Origin of the sequence: Bacteroides timonensis, from assembly GCF_000513195.1 — a bacterium.
GTDB lineage: Bacteria > Bacteroidota > Bacteroidia > Bacteroidales > Bacteroidaceae > Bacteroides > Bacteroides timonensis.
On sequence record NZ_CBVI010000079.1, the window covers coordinates 1 to 17,118 of the forward strand.

Genomic DNA, 17,118 nt, shown 5'->3' on the forward strand with positions numbered 1-17,118 from the left:
TTTCACCACAGAGTGACACAGAATCTCATAGAGTTTAATTTGAAATCAGAACTCAGTGGGACTCTGTGTCACTCTGTGGTGATTATACTATTATCGTTGCAATGTAATTCCCATCAACCCAATCACCACATCATTAGAAAGAGTTTCAAGAACGAGGTGGGAAAGTTTCTTATCAGGATTCAAGGGCATTTCAAGCAATATGGCAGCACCACCATCCAATTCACGGGAGGCACCGGGAAAGCCTAATTCTTCTCCAAAGTTATTGCTGATCTCGCCCGTTTTAAGACGTAGGCGATAAAGTGCCGGAGCATGTCGGTTGAAAGCCAGACCATCTTCAAAGAAAATATGCTCAATGGGCGCCCAGTTATCGGGATTACGCAAAGCCATCTTATCGCAAGTACCATCTTTGTAATAAACACGGATCAGCCCATTGTCAATATGGCACTGCATGTGATTGGTGCTACCTGCCATGAGTAAATAGGCACGGCATGCCTTTCCTTTGAGAGAGACCGTCAAACTATCCGGATAATTATCCCACAAGGATGTGAAAGCTATATTTTGGCCCTCAGCAGGAGTACGGAAAGGAACTCCCAGCTTAGTATTCAACACTCCCTTCTGAACGGAAGAGCGAAGCCCGGAATCATCAATATCCACCGTATGCAAAGGATGGCACCATTCACCGATGCCTTGCTTGGGTATCTGCAAAGTGGTATATGGAGACCGAGGTGAAAGATACTCATTACGGAATATATCTGTAACGGCAGAATTGAATTGTTCATCCATCACAACCGGTTCACACTTAGAAGAATTGACTTTAGCGAAGGCGGAGAACTGAATAGAATCATCCTTATCTGCGGCCAGCGGATTATCTACAGGAGCCCACCATTTCATATCCCCTTGTTGCATCGGAACAAAACAAACAGGAGCTTCAGCAGAAATAGCTTCTATCTGAGACTTTGTCGGACTACCAAGCACTTCCCCACCCCATTCAATGTTAATTTCCACTTTTTTATCCGAGGAAGCAGGGATAACAACGGAAAGTACCGGACGGGTGATAGAGTTCTCTACCAATGTCCATGTTGCAGGCTTTCCATTGACTGTAAGTTTCGCCACTTCCGAGCGCTGTGCCGGAAACTGAAGTTCCAATGTACGCACCGCAGGTAATCGGTGAATGATTGTATAGGATGTTACCGCTTCATTAGTATGCTTAAAGTCAAAATCAATATCCGGAGTATGCAGAGATGCAAAAGGCCAAGAGGAGGGTAAGCCGGGTTTCACCAGCAGGCGTCCGTTCATGGCATCAGGAAGGATACCATAGAGTCCTTGTATCAATACACGAGAAGCTACACCTATAGGATCCCCGAAATCACGGTAACATTCTCCACGGGCAGCATCATAGAAACTGATTTGCCCGAAGTTACCGGGGCTTTCCCCCAGATACATGCCATCGAGGACAGAACTCTTGAGCAGATGAAAACCTGTATCCGCACGTCCTGCCTGGAAATAAGCAAGAGCAGTATGCATCACTTCGGCAAAAGCAACATTGTTGATACTCCAGGAATAAGGCAACCAGTTTGTAGTGGAGATAGTAGCATAACCTTCATCTTTCAAACCATCGCCATGAACGGGGATATGCGGTATTTCGCGATCCACATAACTGGTGGCAAGATAAGCTTGGAAAGGATCAGCGATGTCACTATCCAGTGCATGATAAATAGTCCATACACCGGGACTGGTATGCAGACGTTTATGCCCCATGAAATCCTGAAACTCAGCCCAATGTCCACGTTCGGGCATCCAAAGGCGGGCATTCAGAGCTTTCAGTATTCTGTCAGCTTCTTCACGATAGGGTGCAGGGTCTTCTCCAATTTTCTCGGCAATCATAGCTGCGAGGCGATTGGAACGATAGTTATAGGCAGAAGAATGAGTGACCGCACCACTATTATAATAAAGGGCATCACTTGCCCAGATGCAGGCATAGGCATCATAAAGTCCGTCATTATCGGGATCATAGTTTCGTTTTTCCCAGGCAAGGTGACGGGTCAGGACAGGCCACATACGGCGGGCGTATTCCAAATCACCGGTCCAGTTGAAATGCCACAAGAGTTCATCAATATAACAAAGATTCATGTCATAATGATGCATCTGATCGTTCCGACGGGGGTTACGGCAGATATAACCGTTGCTATATTGGGGTGTTCCCCACTTCTTTTCAGAGCGCGCCAAAGCAAGAGCTGAATCCTGTGCAGGGTGTGGAATTGTGTTCGGCACTTCTGTCACCTGACTGGCGGCATAAGCATTGAAGTGCGTACGGGCACGGTCGTGCCAACCTAAGGCATCACCGGTATAAGCAGCACGCCAGCCACTGAGAGGCATGCGCCAGCCAATAGCACCATGCAACCAGACTTCACCATCCCAAATACCATCAGCAGCTACAGCAAGGGCACCACCCAGAGTATTAAAGTATGGATCGGGGGTTGTGATCCTGATACGTGAGGCAAGATCGGCACGGGCTTGTTCAGACTTATTATAAAGGGCAATACCTTCTTCCTGTGAAGGTACTACCAAGGAATAGTCACGTACTAGTACATAAACATCCTGCCGGTCGAAAAGGGAGATACCCAATGATTGTAATTGTTGAGGTTGCTCGGGCGCATCAAAACAACCGGGAGGATCGGCCCCCATGTCACCGTTACGGCTCAATCTGTTCAGGCGGATTTCACTCAACATAGGGCGCAAAACTGCACCTACAGGCATATTTACGGGAGTAATCTTCCAAATGGCAGCATCTTCATCCGGCAAAGCAAGAGCAGAGATTTGCAGTTCAGCATCTGCTCCCCAGGAAGGGTGCTTCAGACGATAGGAACGCCGTCCGGGAGTGTAGCGAGACTCACACCAAGCGGTTTCTTCTAATGGAGTCACTGAACTATCAGCCAGTACGAGATGGAAATGTATATTCTTACTGTTGCGCTTTTCGTAGACAGCAAAAATAGGACGGTCACTCGTTTCCAGACGGAAAGCGGTATGGCTGCCATAAAGGGCACGAGTATAGCGGTTCTTTCCATTGATACTTACAAAATCTTCACCGTCCGGGCGATATTGCAGGGTACGGGCAGCACCCCGCTTATGATCATTGTAAGAGGTGGATTCGATGCGGTCACCGGCACTTTTCGGTTTATTACCGGTGGTATATTGCGCATAGGCGAAAGCAGGCAACAAGGAGATGAGGATATAGAAAAAGATTCGTTTCATTACATGTTATGAGTTAATTCTTTTTTGTAAGGTTATGAATTAAATGGGAATTTATCTTATACTTTTTCTTTCGCTTGTCCGAAAGAAAAAGTATCAAAAAGAAAGGACCCGGGCTGAGTCTTCGGTGCTACTCCGATACTGCCATGCACAGCCGGGGCTCGAACTCGCTACGCTCAGACAATCGCCCCTTACCTGTGCCTGACAGCACCTCCGCTTACGCACCTACGCCTATGCCCGAGAGCTGCGCTGTGGAAGTGGCTGCGCATTATTACATCCGGCACTCTCACCCATATGGTCTCCCGGCCTCACTGTAGGGGCGTTAAGCGAAGGTAGTGTTTTCAGCGTTAAGAAGGGCAGGCTGTTTGAGCGTAGCGAGTTCCTGCCCTTTAGCTGAAAATACTACCGGAGTAGCCCCGGAAGTGCAGCCTTGATGTTTTCTTTGGTATCTTTCTTTTGCATCAAGGCAAAAGAAAGTACATTAAATTAGCATTTAGCTCATTACTGTAGGATTACGGCATCGGTTTCAAACCTTCCCAACGGACATCCCATGTTCCATCCTGCGGGAAGCCCGGATTCTTCACCTGGCAGCCATCCCAACCGGCACACATTAATGCTACGGCAGTCAGCAAGCCTCCATTACCGGGCAGGTAACAGCGCAGACGACCATCCTGGTAGTTATGTCCGTTCTGCAAATACGTATTCGTGCGCTTATCCATCAGCAGGGCGCCGACAGCTTTTTCCGGCTCGCCCAGACGAGTGGCATTCATGGCAGTCATCGGATAATCCCATCCCCAGGTCTTACCCCAGTTCCAGTTGTCCCACACCCAGTGCAGGGTATTCTTCATGTAGTCGTCACGAATGAGCTTATTCATCGGAAGGATACCTACAGCCCCCAATACAGCCATGTGATCGCTGGTAAAACGAATATCTTTGTATGTATCGACAGCATCTTCGGAAGCAAGGTAAAGATGATCCTCATTATAGGCAAGCGGAGAAAGTTTATCAATCATCTCATCCCACTCCAGATTACGCTTCTCTCCAGCACGCTCGCGCCACTTCTGCGCGGTCTGCATGGCAAAGTGCCAGTAAGACAATTCAAAAGGCGGGTTGATGGTAGTAGCTGCACGCAGCGTCTCTTGTGCAGGGATAGCTCCCTTCAGAATGAAACGTCCGTGAAACTCATCATAAGTTGCAAAAGCATACATGAACTCGGCAGTTTCCTGCACCAGACGATTGTATTTCTTAATCACTTCATCCGAAGGATTGGCACGGTAGACAAGTTCTGCCAGATAGATAAAGTGCGGTTGTTGCCAGATCAGGAAAGAACCTACATTCGAGGGAGCTTCCGTACCACTGGGGTCGGTCATTTTCATCCAGCGTACGCCGGGGAACCCTTGACGACGAGCTATTTCACGAGCAACAGGCTCTACAGTTTCGTACCAACCCAGTGTACGGTCTAGCAGATTGGCATGTCCCCAAAGAGGTTGCCATGCCTGATGCCACCAGATCATTTCGAGATGGAATTTACCAAACCAGGAGTTATAAGTCAAACCTGTTTCCTGCGGAGGTACACTTCCAGCCGACTGGATAGCAAGCAGATACTGACTCAACAACACGCGACGTTCCAATTCCGGGGCACGCGGATCCGTGCAATGAGAGAAGTCAACGGCAGCACCATTCTTCCAGAAATCCGTCCAGTATGTAGCACTGGCGGCAGCGGTTTCGGTGAAAGCAGGCAATGCTTTGTCATCGGCATAGACAGCAGGTTCACTTTCGAATATGGTTCCCTGAAAATTCGGTGTAAACAGGCAGGAAAAGGCCAGCATATCTTCTTCAGGGGTCAGTACAAAATAGTTCTTCGACTTCTCAGTCAGATTCGCCTTACCTTCCCAACGGAGGGTTACGTAATAAGTTGTTTCGTCAAGCACACGCTTCAACAAAGTACTTTGAGCATCCTGGCGAACGATAGTTGTGGAATGTTTGTCGTTCGCATTCCAATTGCAGGCATCATCGGCATGTCCGCCTGTAGGATAAGGAAAACGCAGATTAACCCCCGCATGCGCACGACTGGTAACACAAGCAGAAATCATATCCTGGTTAGGATGGCAGACTGTCTGCACATCGAAAGCATTGCCATTCAACATGAAGTGGCTGGTGATTTCACCTTTCCACATATTCAGTGTCTGCTGAATCTCAGTAATATCAGAAGCTTTCACTCCCTCACCCAGTTCGAGGCCTATAATGCCCAGATGCAGGCGATGCGGATTCACACGAAACCAATCGGAAGATTCTTTCTGGCGACCCGGTTCCTTAAACTGGCAGGCATAGAGTTCTTCGTGACCACGACCGAAATCATAGGATTTCAGTGTTTCCTCATGCTTATATCCTTTAGGATTGGCAAATGAATGCCAGCCCCACTGACTCTGTGTGCCCAAGGGTACACCTTTACTATACATGGCCGGAAATGTCTGCAAACCGGTAGCATCTACCGTGAACGCAAATTCACCGTTGCCGACACTAAGCGAAGCCAACGAATCGAATGAGGATACTTGGGGATTGTTACGGGCCACCAATGCTTCACGGTCTATCGGAGCTTGTTTCTCCGAACCACAAGCCGTCAGCACGAAAGCGGCGAGAAGGGAATAAAATACTTTTTTCATGGTATTCTTTATAACAGATAGTTAGATTAATAGCTGGGCACAAAGATAGTAGTTTCCGATAAAGGGGGCGGTGCAGGGCTTGGCGGAAATAATAAGGAAAATGATAATTTAGCGGTGAGAATGAATAGGCAGAACTATCTCAATTAGCTTCGCTGACATATTATCTAATTTTTCTTATTAAGGTACGTTCTCCTCCTCCTCGGAGGAGGAGTACCCGTAGGGGGAGGTGGTAGGTAAAATAATAAATACCTATTAATAAGAATATTAAGGAATTCTTTCCCACCTACCACCCCGCCCTCTGGGCACCCCTCCTCCTCGGAGGAGGGGAATTGAGATAGTCCGAGTATTTCACCGATAAATTACCATTTACCTAAAGTCAAATATCAGGTTCAGCCTCAACCCTTCATCTCCCTTCTTGATACGGATAATTCCCGGCTGGCTCTGCGGTCCGTGCTGACTAATAGGTTTGAAGCAACGGATAGCAGGTATATCGAGCAGGAAGGAAATATCTCCAGCAGGGAAGTCGGGCATGGTGTTCAGGCCATCCTGACGTCCGTGAGGTTCTTCGGGGGTAAATACTCGCAGGAATATCCCGTCACTCGCCGCATAAACCGTAAATGGAGCGGTAGAACTTTGCAAAGTTGCCCAGTAGAGATTGGCATGATAGCCCTTGAACTCCGGATAAACCAGACGTTCGGTACTTTCACCGGTGATTGTATTATTATAATCTTTCTGCCAGACACCATAATTTGCCCCCGGAATACGATTCTTCCATACACGATATGGACCACGTCCCATCCAACGCATACCGGAACATTCTGACTCAGGATAAGAGAAGGTAAGGCCAAGATTCAGTACTTCCGTGTCCGTAAAAGCATCGTCGAAGCCACCACCACCGGAAGCTCGGTTCAGCAACACAGCATCCATCGAGAGCAATCCGTCCGGCGTCAGACGCCAAACAATAGAGTCCGCCGCACCACGATAACGGGCACAAAGAACCGCATCTCCATTTTCCGTACGAGCAGACAAATCAGCCAATACCATCTTCATCCCAACAGCAACAGGACCATCTTTCAACGGAATGATTCGTCCATCAGCATTCCTTGTCACGGAAGTGATAGTGGCATCACTCTTTCGGAAAGAAACAGTGACGGCAGAAGAACGTAATGTAATCAGAGTATCGATTTCCTCAATACGGCAATTATTTGCAGCTACACTTTGCGAACCGGACGAATAAGCATCTGCCCCCTTCGACTGTAACTCACCTTTCAGATAGTCTTTCGCATAATGTATCGGAAATGTACGTATACAGACACTCTCGCCATCTGCTCCATAAGCTTCAAGTTCCAGAATATCTCCATTGAAGAAATTATCCGGCAGATCGATGCGTGCAAACCCCGTTTCTCCGGGAACCAATGACGGTAACTGCACCATTCCACTGTCCAGTACCTGACGCCATGCCTGTGCACCTCTGTCAGCTACTGTCACAACTTCCCCTTCTCCATCACCATTCAGTGGTGACGTGCAATGAAGCATGCGCCAGTGCATGGAGCATGCACCCAGGTTTGTAAACAGATATCTGTTCGATACCCGGAAATCTCCACGGAATGAAGGAGTAATCATCAACGGTTCTATATGTATTGGCGACCAGACTTCACGAACTGAATAATAACTGCCCTCTTTTTCCCGGAAAGGCCCTAGAATACCATCCGGTGCATTATAATCTTCACTGTCCAGTGCCCCGCCGCGATCCGAACGACGCACTGCCTCATCACTATATGCCCACATGAAACCTCCGGCAAAGAGTGGATGAGCGGTATAGCGTGCCCAGAAATCTTCCAATCCGGCACCATGTCCCTGGTCGTACTGGCCGTGCATGAACTCGGCGGGCATAAAGACCTTATAGCCATTGGTGAAACGAGCCACCCCTGTGAGATAAGCGGGATAGTGATGGGTATCCAGTTTATCAAAGTCCGCCCAGGGATGGATGACATGACGTTTCTGGGGATCGTATGTATGGAACAGGCTGTCTACGGCAGTATTCCATCCGCCTTCGTTGCCATTGCTCCACAACACGATACATGGATGATTCACATCGCGCGTCAGCATTTCGTGGACAAGCCGGGTACCGGTCGGGGTATCGTAAGCATTTTGCCAGCCTGCCAGTTCATCAATATAAAGCAAGCCCAGCGAATCGCAGGCATCGAGGAAATGCTCATCGGGCGGATAATGGGAACGGACGGCGTTCATATTCATTTCCTTGATGAGCTTCACGTCTTGTAGGCTAAGTTCGCGGTTCGTGGTTCGTCCGCCGTCGGGATGGAAGGAGTGGCGGTTGATTCCCTTCATAACCAGCTTCGTACCGTTCAGGTAGAGCCCGTCGCGGGGACGGAAATCAATGGTGCGGAAACCGATACGGGTATCCATGGAATGAATGACATTTCCTTCCTTGCCGAGCAAAGAGACTGTAAGCCGATAGAGTACAGGAGACTCAGGAGTCCATGGAGAAATACCGTCAAAATGAGCGGTCAACAGCTGAACGGGTTCTTTAGTAACCTTCACGGGGTGGTGTTCGGCATCCTTCGTGGATATCGGCACTACTTCCATGGAGAGGCTTTCTTCACCGGTAGTACCTTGTAGATGTACTTCAACCTTCAGTTCCCCATCGGCACGGGCGTCTACAGCCAGACGTTCTATATGTGTTGCCGGTTTTGCTTCCAGCCATACCGGGCGGTATATTCCACCGAATAGCCACCAGTCCGCTTTACGTTCGGCGGCATTTACTGTACGGTTATCAGAATGTTTCTTCACCCGTACTTCTATTTGGTTGTTGCTTCCGTATCTCAGCAGTTCCGTTACGTCATAAGAGAAGCGATAGAAACCGCCCTGATGCACCGGACCTGCTGACTGCCCGTTAATGAAAACCTCGGTATCGGTCATGACACCATCGAACCAGAGACGTATGTTCTGTCCTTGCCAGTTGCGGGGTATGCGGAAGGAGCGTTTGTATGTGCCTTCTTCCATTGAAGGGTTCTTTACGCCCGGATTTTTATACCAGCGCCCGTAGGTGTATTCGCCGAAGCCTTGCAATTCCCATTGTGAGGGGACTTCTATTTTACTCCAGCGTCCGCTATTCCGACCTTCGGAGATGCGGAATTGCCAGGTTACCGTGTTGCCCAGTCCGGTACCGGAAAGATATTGGCGTTCCGTTTTCTGGGCTTGTACAACCCAAGTGGTCAGTAAGAGAAGGATGGTTCCGAGAAAGTGCTTTCTGCTCATAGTATTTGGCTTTATTATTCGATTTTACAAAGGAAGGTATTCTCAGGCAAACAGGAAATAAATAGAATGATTTTCTAGCTGTACAAAATGACGGAAAGAGAATGACTTACTATTTAGGCTCTTGCGCCCACCAATAAAAGATATAATTCAATTTCTTTCCCACGGTAGTCGGAGTATACCAGATATTTTCCTTGATTTCGGTTTCAATCTTGCGATAAACAGAAACAGGAATAGTGGCGTAAGGTCTAAAATTTGGAAACTCAAAGCTTACTTCATCAACTTTACCGGTACTCGAATTTACATACATTATTATAGTAAAGTCATGCCCCTTTATTCTCTGCTTCTCACTAGCAGAGAATGCGGAATTGACAATAGAGAAACGTTTAGAACGTGTCCAAGTGTCACTTTCAAGCAGCTTAATGCCATCACCGGCTTCGTCTTGCACAAAACTTTTACCTGTATCTTTATAGACCGGATAAATATTTATCCATTTATTGCTCTTATTATAAAGTGAAACAAATCTAGAAGCAGCTACATCGCACTGATAAGTGTAATCACTTTCGTAAAATGTCTTGGTAGTGGTATAATAATTCGTCTGTGCATGTAAATATGCCACATAGAATAAAATACAGATAGAAGCAATTAAAGTTTTCATAAGCAAATTTATACGCACAGACGAATTATTTAAACTAACCACTATTTAGGTTCTTGCGCCCACCAATAAAAGATATAACTCAATTTCTTTCCCACGGTAGTCGGAGTATACCAGATATTTTTCTTGATTTCGGTTTCAATCTTGCGATAAACAGAAACAGGAATGGTGGCAAGAGGATCGGATTTGTGAAATTCAAAGCTTACTTCATCCACTTTACCAGTACTTGAATTTATGTACATAATTATATTGAAATCATTTCCTTTTATCCTTTGCTTCTCACTGGCTGAAAATGCGGAATTAACAATAGAAAAACGTTTTGAACGCGTCCAAGTGTCGCTTTCAAGTAATTTAATGCCATCACCGGCCTCATCTTGCACAAAATTTTTGCCTGTATCCTTGTAAATAGAATGAACATAGATCCATTTATTACTCTTATTGTAAAGCGTAACAAATCCAGAACTCCTCACATCACACTGATAAGTATAACCACTTTCGTTGAATGTTTTAGTAGTGGTATAATAGTTCGTTTGTGCTTGCATATAGGTAGCACAGAGCAATATACTAATAAAAATAATAAAAGTTTTCATAAGCAATTTAATGTTATTTTTTTTAGATTTGTAAAATTTTCCAATCCCGGTCTATCATAATCAAAAGGATATTTATCTGCTGTATACTCATCTTGATGAAAAGTAGGTACAACTATATTCATTATTTCATCCTCTAAATCTACAATACTTTTTCCAGAAAGCATGTTTCCCTTATGATCAATATATCTTGTTAGATTCACAATCGCAATACGCCGAGGATCAGTATTATCCCTTTCCTCCCACTTGCTCCCCGGATATTCTGGCAATCTGCTTGTATAAAGATACTGTGCATACCATGCTTCTATCTCTCCGTTCAACATAGAATCATTATAAGAAGAAGGCGTCTCCTGATAAGTTCTATATGCATGCATCATTTCATGAAATAGTTGGTTACTTTCCATCTGACCACCAAGAGAAATGCCTACTGATTCTCCTTGCGGTCCGAATGAGCCACCTGTCCCATCATTAATCTGGATAGATAACGTTTGTCCACCAAGAAAATTCGCCAGTCCATTATATAATGCTTCTCCCATGCAGTCCGCCATGATTTTATCAAGCATTCTCTCTAATGCCGCCCAGTTAGTTTCCGTCATATTTGAATTTCGGAATATATTTTTAGCTTTCGGGCTAGTATTAGTATTATTATTACCTGTATTTGGAGGAATAATAGCACCTCCCGATGGATAATCCTTCCACCAATCATCCTCTTCTTCATCATCACTACCATCATCCTCCCAATAACAATCTTTCACACAGTCGTCCCCTTTATATTTAGGTACACAATTTTCCTCAATTTCAAGGACTATACCGGATTCTAAATCACCGGTTTCAACATACGAATAAGTGCAATCATCTTCGAAAACAGGGAAGCAACTTTCATAGCAGACTTCTACTTCAGCGCGCGTCTGCACACCAAGCGTGTCCATTGCCTGCTGCTCATCATTGCTTATCGCTGACAAAGTTGCTACAATTTTACCTTCCGAATATCTCCATCCATTCATAAATGTTCCATCCAATTCATGAAAAAGTACAGAACCGCTGAAATCCGGCTGACGATACAAATAGCTATTCTTTCCTATGGTACGAGTTTTTTTCAAATACTCCAAAGTACCGACAAAAGTCATAATAAAGCTCCTTGTAGTACCTTTTTTCTTATCCCGTAAAACTACCATCCGAATCGTATTTCTAATAAAATCAGACTTCATTCCGGATTCCCAATACGCAGCGGTCTCACGATCCATCACCACATGTACACCCTGGCTAAGTATAGGAGTTTCCACAACCTCATACCGTTTTCTGTTGTGCTCTTTGGCTTTTTCCCAATAAGGTTTTTGAAGCCGTTCTGTTCCGTCTACAGATCGTGTGGGCACTACCGGGGTGTATTTACTTTCAAACCATTGCCTCGCAACAGAGACCGTCAGTTCCTGATTCTTGTTCTTTGCTTGCCTTACCGCAGGGTTCTCATTATCCAACAACATTTGGTCGGCACAAGCAAACAACATGCCCAGTACACTGATGTATGCCAAGATACGCCATTTTTTACATTTTCCAATGTTTTTCATGCTTTTTCTTTTTAGGTAAACAATTATTTTAATTCATCTTCGAAGATTTTTTTCAATTCGCGATGCAGTTTAAATGTATCAAATCCATACACTTTCACATGCTCAGCCAGTATCTCACGAGCTATTTCAACCGCCTCTTTCTTACGTCCAACCTCATTATACATGAACGCTAATTTACCGCGAGGCATTTGTAACGTAGGAACCATATACGCCGCCAATTTATAAGCTGTTTGCTTCTCGCCACAAGCCTTTTTCTTTCAGATAATCACCCTTCATCAATAATAAATCCGGAGAAGGAAATTTTTCTTCCAGATAACGAACAGTATGGATGAACTCTTTGTCCTGATTTTCCATTTTGGTAAGTTTACAATAAAGATAGAGGAAACTAACGTCTCCTTTCATCTCTTTCTTAAAATCAATAAAATAGCCAGTCTGTTTAAATACTTCTCTAAAGTCATGAGCATTCAGACAAATATACAAACTATGGTAAGCTTTCCATTTTATCCAGACTTTTGCGCATAAAAAGAAACTAGCACAATACACAACCGCTATCAACACAATTGAAGCAGCTTTATGAATTGATAAAAAACAGTTCTTACTTCTTGACCTTTGATTCAAATAGCAAGCCATGCCGATAATCCACAATGTAAGAACAGGAAACACTTGATCAGGATAAGCAAACATACTCCATATTATGAAACCGATCAGAAATGATTTCAAGACAAGAGAAATACGGGTTCTATCTCTATATGAGAGAAATATTCCAACTATAAACGTTAAGTAGACAAGCAGTCCTATTAATCCACGCTCAACTATTATACATAGCAGGTCATTGAAAGCAAGATGCGTACTTCCCGCCAAGGCTTTCTCGGCAGAAGAAGCCGATGATTTCATGTAATCCGCCTGATAATATAGATAGTTTGCCGCAAATCCGCCTTTCCCAAATCCGGTCAATGGTTTATCCTGTATCATTTCCCAACTAACTTTCCATACTAACAAACGCCCGTCCGCTGACTTTGGCTTTAAAAGATATGTTCCTCCAATAGTAATCAAAATAAAAAGTAAAATTCCGATCAAATAAAGCATTTGATTTTTTATTTGCTTATTGACCACAAACTGCCGATAAAAATTATATAAGATAGAAACCAACAAAGCCAGATAAGAAGCACGGGAATAGGTTAAAATCAATAAGGAGGTACCGAAAAATAATATTATAATTGTAATTACGAATAAGATATGGCACTTTTTGAAGTAACCGTAAAATGATATAAAGCTGTTATAGACTACACCCAGCAGCAAACTGAGCATAATTGCAAGAACCGCCGGATTATGGAACGGTCCTGTCAAAAGAAAAAAATCACTTTTGGAAGATATGCATTCAAAATATTGTAAATAACCCCAACCCGCAAGCAATGCTATGGCGCAAAGGCAAATTTTAAATAATACGGCATAATGTATCTTCCGTATAAAACGGACAACAACGAACAGTAACAATAAACACGAACATCCTATATTCCATAAACTTTCTAAATCTGAAAAATTAATCAGATAGAACACAAAGAAACCAAAACTAATCAAGTCCAGCTTAGACAATTTGATATCCTTTTTGAGAACCACAAAAAAGAATATACTCATCAGCAAGAATATTCCGGCAACACCAAAAATTGCGAACGTTTTGGTATGACTGAATATCTCAGGAGGTAAACCGGATACAGATGCTAAAACCACCAATCCCAGCAAGATCGAGACTATATGATCTATGGTAATTTTCATTTCAAAGTCAATTTAAAGATACCCTTTGTCTACATGCAAGAAATATTGTTTTCCATTGATATAAAAGAAAGGAAGTTCTTCTCTACCTTCTGTTAGATTTTTCAGCCAATACAAAGTCGCGGCTGGAACATTTTTAAAATCCAGAAAATGATGTTCTGCATACAATATTTGGTGTTCTTTCCATTCACCATCATAATAAAGTAACATATAGCTGTTTCCAGGAACAATCATATTATTAGCATTCCGGGGAATAAAACGGACACTTGTTATTTGTATTGGTGTTTTAAAATCCATGCCAATACTGGAAGCTCCCACATAGGTATTGAAATCATTGTCGAAAGCATATTCCGGTTTACTACCTGTTCGAATGGGAATACCATTAATTCGATATAATGAACACTTTTTTTGCAACGCGACTTCCGCCTCTGAAAAATAAGGAAGAGGTGTAGGTAATGTACAACTATGGTTAGGAGATTTATTTCCAAGGAATTCCATATGTGCAATATTTATCGGTTCACCATTGGATGTACAAAAACGATAATAACGGTATTTTTTATAATTCTCAAAAGTTATCTCTTGCAAATATGGGGCAGGTGTCTTATCAAGGATATATAGCGTATCATAATTCCCTTTCTCCTGATTACTCCCCAATAGACAAGCTCCATTCAATTTTTCGTGAAAGGATCTCATTCTTCTTTTTTCCGGATACTTGCGCAATAAATGTAACTGCACTTTTTGAGATGTATCACAAGTCAAAGTGAGATATTTCAGGTCTGATACTTTTTCGTTCTGTTTATGTGTAAACACTAAATGACCATCTAAAACTGATACATCCACCGGATTCTTAGGCTGTTCATTAGTAGTTAGCGGATGAGGAATATTATCCGAACCACAGACTGAATGAATTATAAAAGGTTCTGAAATACTCAACATCCTATCATCATCATAACAAACAGGAAAGAATAGTATGTTCAAAGGTACTTGCTTAAAAACAATTTCTCCTTTAGAATATTCCACATTTCCCCATCCCACAGGAATCAATTGATTATCAACAGTGAACATTGCCAGATAAACTAATTTATTAGTCATATTCATTTCTATAGGCAATCTTAGAGTCACCGTCTGATGATACCTAAAGGTTTGATCACTAATCAATGGAGTATTGAATTCTTCGGGAATGAATTCGTCTTCACCGGCCAGAAAATAAGGGGCGTCTTTCTGTGCACCAAAAGTCTTCCGATAAACTTTACCCGCATATTTGATATCACTTTCCCAGTCTTCTCTAAGATTATTATCTGGTGCCGTGTAAGGTTGCAGAATGCTAGTAGTGTCAGGAGATACACACCAAAAATGTCGTTTATCGCGATCTGCCCATTTAGGAGTGTATTCATACACAGTTGGCACTCCACAAGCACGAAGAACATTACAACTCCAGTTAGTCATATTATGACAATCCATCTTAAATTTTGGTACAAATAAGTCATAAAGCCCTAAATGCCCTTTAGGTTTTATATATTGGTTTATCCATCTGCATTTATCTACATAGACTTTGTAACGTTCAAGTTTGGTGGAAATGGAAACTGTATCCATTAATAGAGTCTCGTACATTTTACGTATTTCACTGCGTTTGTGCGCAAGAGATTCATTAGTAACACGATATGGAAGGATAAACTCTTTGAAAAAATCAAAGTCTTTTTCAAATGTGTATTCATTCGCCTCCCAAACCCGGAGAGCTTCTTCAATATTATCAATCAGAAAATCAGCGTGGATTGTTTGCAAATCTGAAATATAAACTTTTGATTTTATGTCAGGATTTGGTAATGCATTAAAATCATCTCCTAAAGTCTGGCGTAGAGAATCATATTCTCTTCCCTTATATTGTCGCTGTTCGTACAAAGACATGCCACTGAACATTACTTTATAAAGGGAATCTGTCTGGGAGAAATAGCTGTTATATAGATTATCCATAAGAATTTTATCCTTACTTTCGTGGTATCTCATGTTAGCTATTAAAAAGCAAGCCGATTTATAAGGTACTTTGCCTCGATCTTTAAAATGATTGAGTACTGCTTCAAGTTCAGAACGGTTATTACCAGCTAATTCCAAAGCTTCCTTCAATTCAGGTGAATAAGGATTGCAAGCTGTTAGAGCAAATAATATTATCATCCCAAAACATGTGTTTTTCATATTCTGATTTCATTTATTTTGTCGGAACAAAGGTAGAACATTATTTGCTGACAAATATGCCCTTATAAGATTGAAGCGCAAGCGTCAAATTTATAAGTAACTATCTAGCAATAAATTAGTGTTTTATAGATAGGAATAAATACTCTTTTTATAATAATTATTACTCTAAATTCTATAGTTCAGCATCACTTTTGTAAAACCATAAGAAAACACGACTCTCATTAGCATACAGTTATTCGGTTGTTTTTTCACTTGTAAGCTACACTAAATGCAGATACTTTGCAGTACCAAAAAGAAAGGAGTTTTCACCACAGAGTAACACAGAGTATCACGGAGTTCTATTCTTTTGATTTCAAATTGATTGAACTCTGTGATACTGTGTTACTCTGTGGTGAACTAATGAAACTTATGAAGTGATACGGAACTCGTTTGTTCTCCATATTTACTTCCATTAGCAGAATTTATTTGTCAGTTATCGTTTTGTGCGGAGATATGAGATAATGATTGTCTGGATCGAGTATTTCTCCATCGTGCGGTGCTTGATGAAAAAGAATGCAAGGAATCCTCATCAGGGAAATGCAAATAGAAAGCGTATACGGATAATAAAAAGGATATTATATGGAAATACTCTTATAAAAGATTCAAAATATCTATTTAAGGTGAATTTTCAATCAAATAGACATTACGGAAACGAACGGAATATACCGGAAAGTAGCGGATAAAACCTTTTTCAGAGGAAACTTACGCTCATATTTCGGACAGAATAACCTTTTATCCGGTAGGGCTACACCTTTTCAAGCGCATGGCTACACCATTTGGGACACATGGCTACACCCTTTCAGGCAAATGGTGTAGCCCTTTTAGCCGCAACCTTCCTATATTCAGATCTCCTTTCTCTTGTTTTGTTTTCATTTCAACAAAGGTACCATGAACATGTTGAATGTCAAAATGCCGGGTACGGATTTATTGTAAGCGCCCGTTCACTTTTCTTTTTTTGCTTTCAAATAAAAGTTGAGCTCATTTTACTCTCGCTCCTCTCACTTTTCGGACAGCTTGGGGGAGGAATGCTGATTCGCCGCATGAACAAAGCGTTTGTCTCGGCAAGATGGCGAAATGATTTTAAAAAAAGGAATATGACGGCAAAAAGCCAGAGGAATAGACTA

At 42.8% G+C, this 17,118-nt stretch carries 10 protein-coding genes; 1 reads left to right on the forward strand and 9 read right to left on the reverse strand.

What is annotated here, in order from left to right; all coding sequences use genetic code 11:
* Positions 1 to 90 precede the first annotated feature (90 nt).
* From BN161_RS14830 to BN161_RS14870, 9 genes are all read right to left on the reverse strand, one after another.
* Positions 91 to 3,252, reverse strand: coding sequence for a DUF4450 domain-containing protein (locus BN161_RS14830; protein ID WP_052356302.1), 3,162 nt, complete (start codon positions 3,250 to 3,252; stop codon positions 91 to 93).
* A 509-nt stretch (positions 3,253 to 3,761) separates the two neighbouring features.
* Positions 3,762 to 5,912 carry a hypothetical protein gene (locus BN161_RS14835; RefSeq protein ID WP_044267530.1) on the reverse strand — a complete coding sequence of 717 codons (2,151 nt, stop codon included), beginning with the start codon at positions 5,910 to 5,912 and terminating at the stop codon, positions 3,762 to 3,764.
* A gap of 366 nt (positions 5,913 to 6,278) precedes the next feature.
* Positions 6,279 to 9,191 (reverse strand): glycoside hydrolase family 2 protein, encoded by a 2,913-nt coding sequence (locus BN161_RS14840; protein ID WP_044267532.1) that lies wholly within the window; start codon positions 9,189 to 9,191, stop codon positions 6,279 to 6,281.
* 109 nt (positions 9,192 to 9,300) lie between these two features.
* On the reverse strand, positions 9,301 to 9,846 hold the full coding sequence (locus BN161_RS14845; RefSeq protein WP_044267534.1) for a DUF5043 domain-containing protein: 546 nt from the start codon (positions 9,844 to 9,846) through the stop codon (positions 9,301 to 9,303).
* 41 nt (positions 9,847 to 9,887) lie between these two features.
* Positions 9,888 to 10,433 (reverse strand): DUF5043 domain-containing protein, encoded by a 546-nt coding sequence (locus BN161_RS14850; RefSeq protein ID WP_044267536.1) that lies wholly within the window; start codon positions 10,431 to 10,433, stop codon positions 9,888 to 9,890.
* Positions 10,430 to 11,995, reverse strand: a complete 1,566-nt coding sequence (locus tag BN161_RS14855; protein WP_044267538.1) for a hypothetical protein — start codon at positions 11,993 to 11,995, stop codon at positions 10,430 to 10,432. The genes BN161_RS14850 and BN161_RS14855 overlap by 4 nt, the downstream gene beginning before the upstream one ends.
* 23 nt (positions 11,996 to 12,018) lie before the next feature.
* Entirely contained in the window at positions 12,019 to 12,201 is a 183-nt protein-coding gene (locus BN161_RS14860) for a tetratricopeptide repeat protein (protein ID WP_125910845.1), read from the reverse strand.
* A gap of 13 nt (positions 12,202 to 12,214) precedes the next feature.
* Complete coding sequence (locus BN161_RS14865) at positions 12,215 to 13,768, reverse strand: O-antigen ligase family protein (protein WP_044267542.1); 1,554 nt, start codon at positions 13,766 to 13,768, stop codon at positions 12,215 to 12,217.
* A gap of 12 nt (positions 13,769 to 13,780) precedes the next feature.
* Entirely contained in the window at positions 13,781 to 15,955 is a 2,175-nt protein-coding gene (locus tag BN161_RS14870; protein ID WP_044267543.1) for a hypothetical protein, read from the reverse strand.
* A gap of 824 nt (positions 15,956 to 16,779) precedes the next feature.
* Between BN161_RS14870 and BN161_RS30125 the strand changes: the two genes are divergently transcribed.
* The coding region (locus BN161_RS30125; protein WP_209441905.1) for a hypothetical protein at positions 16,780 to 17,118 on the forward strand (339 nt) is incomplete at its 3' end.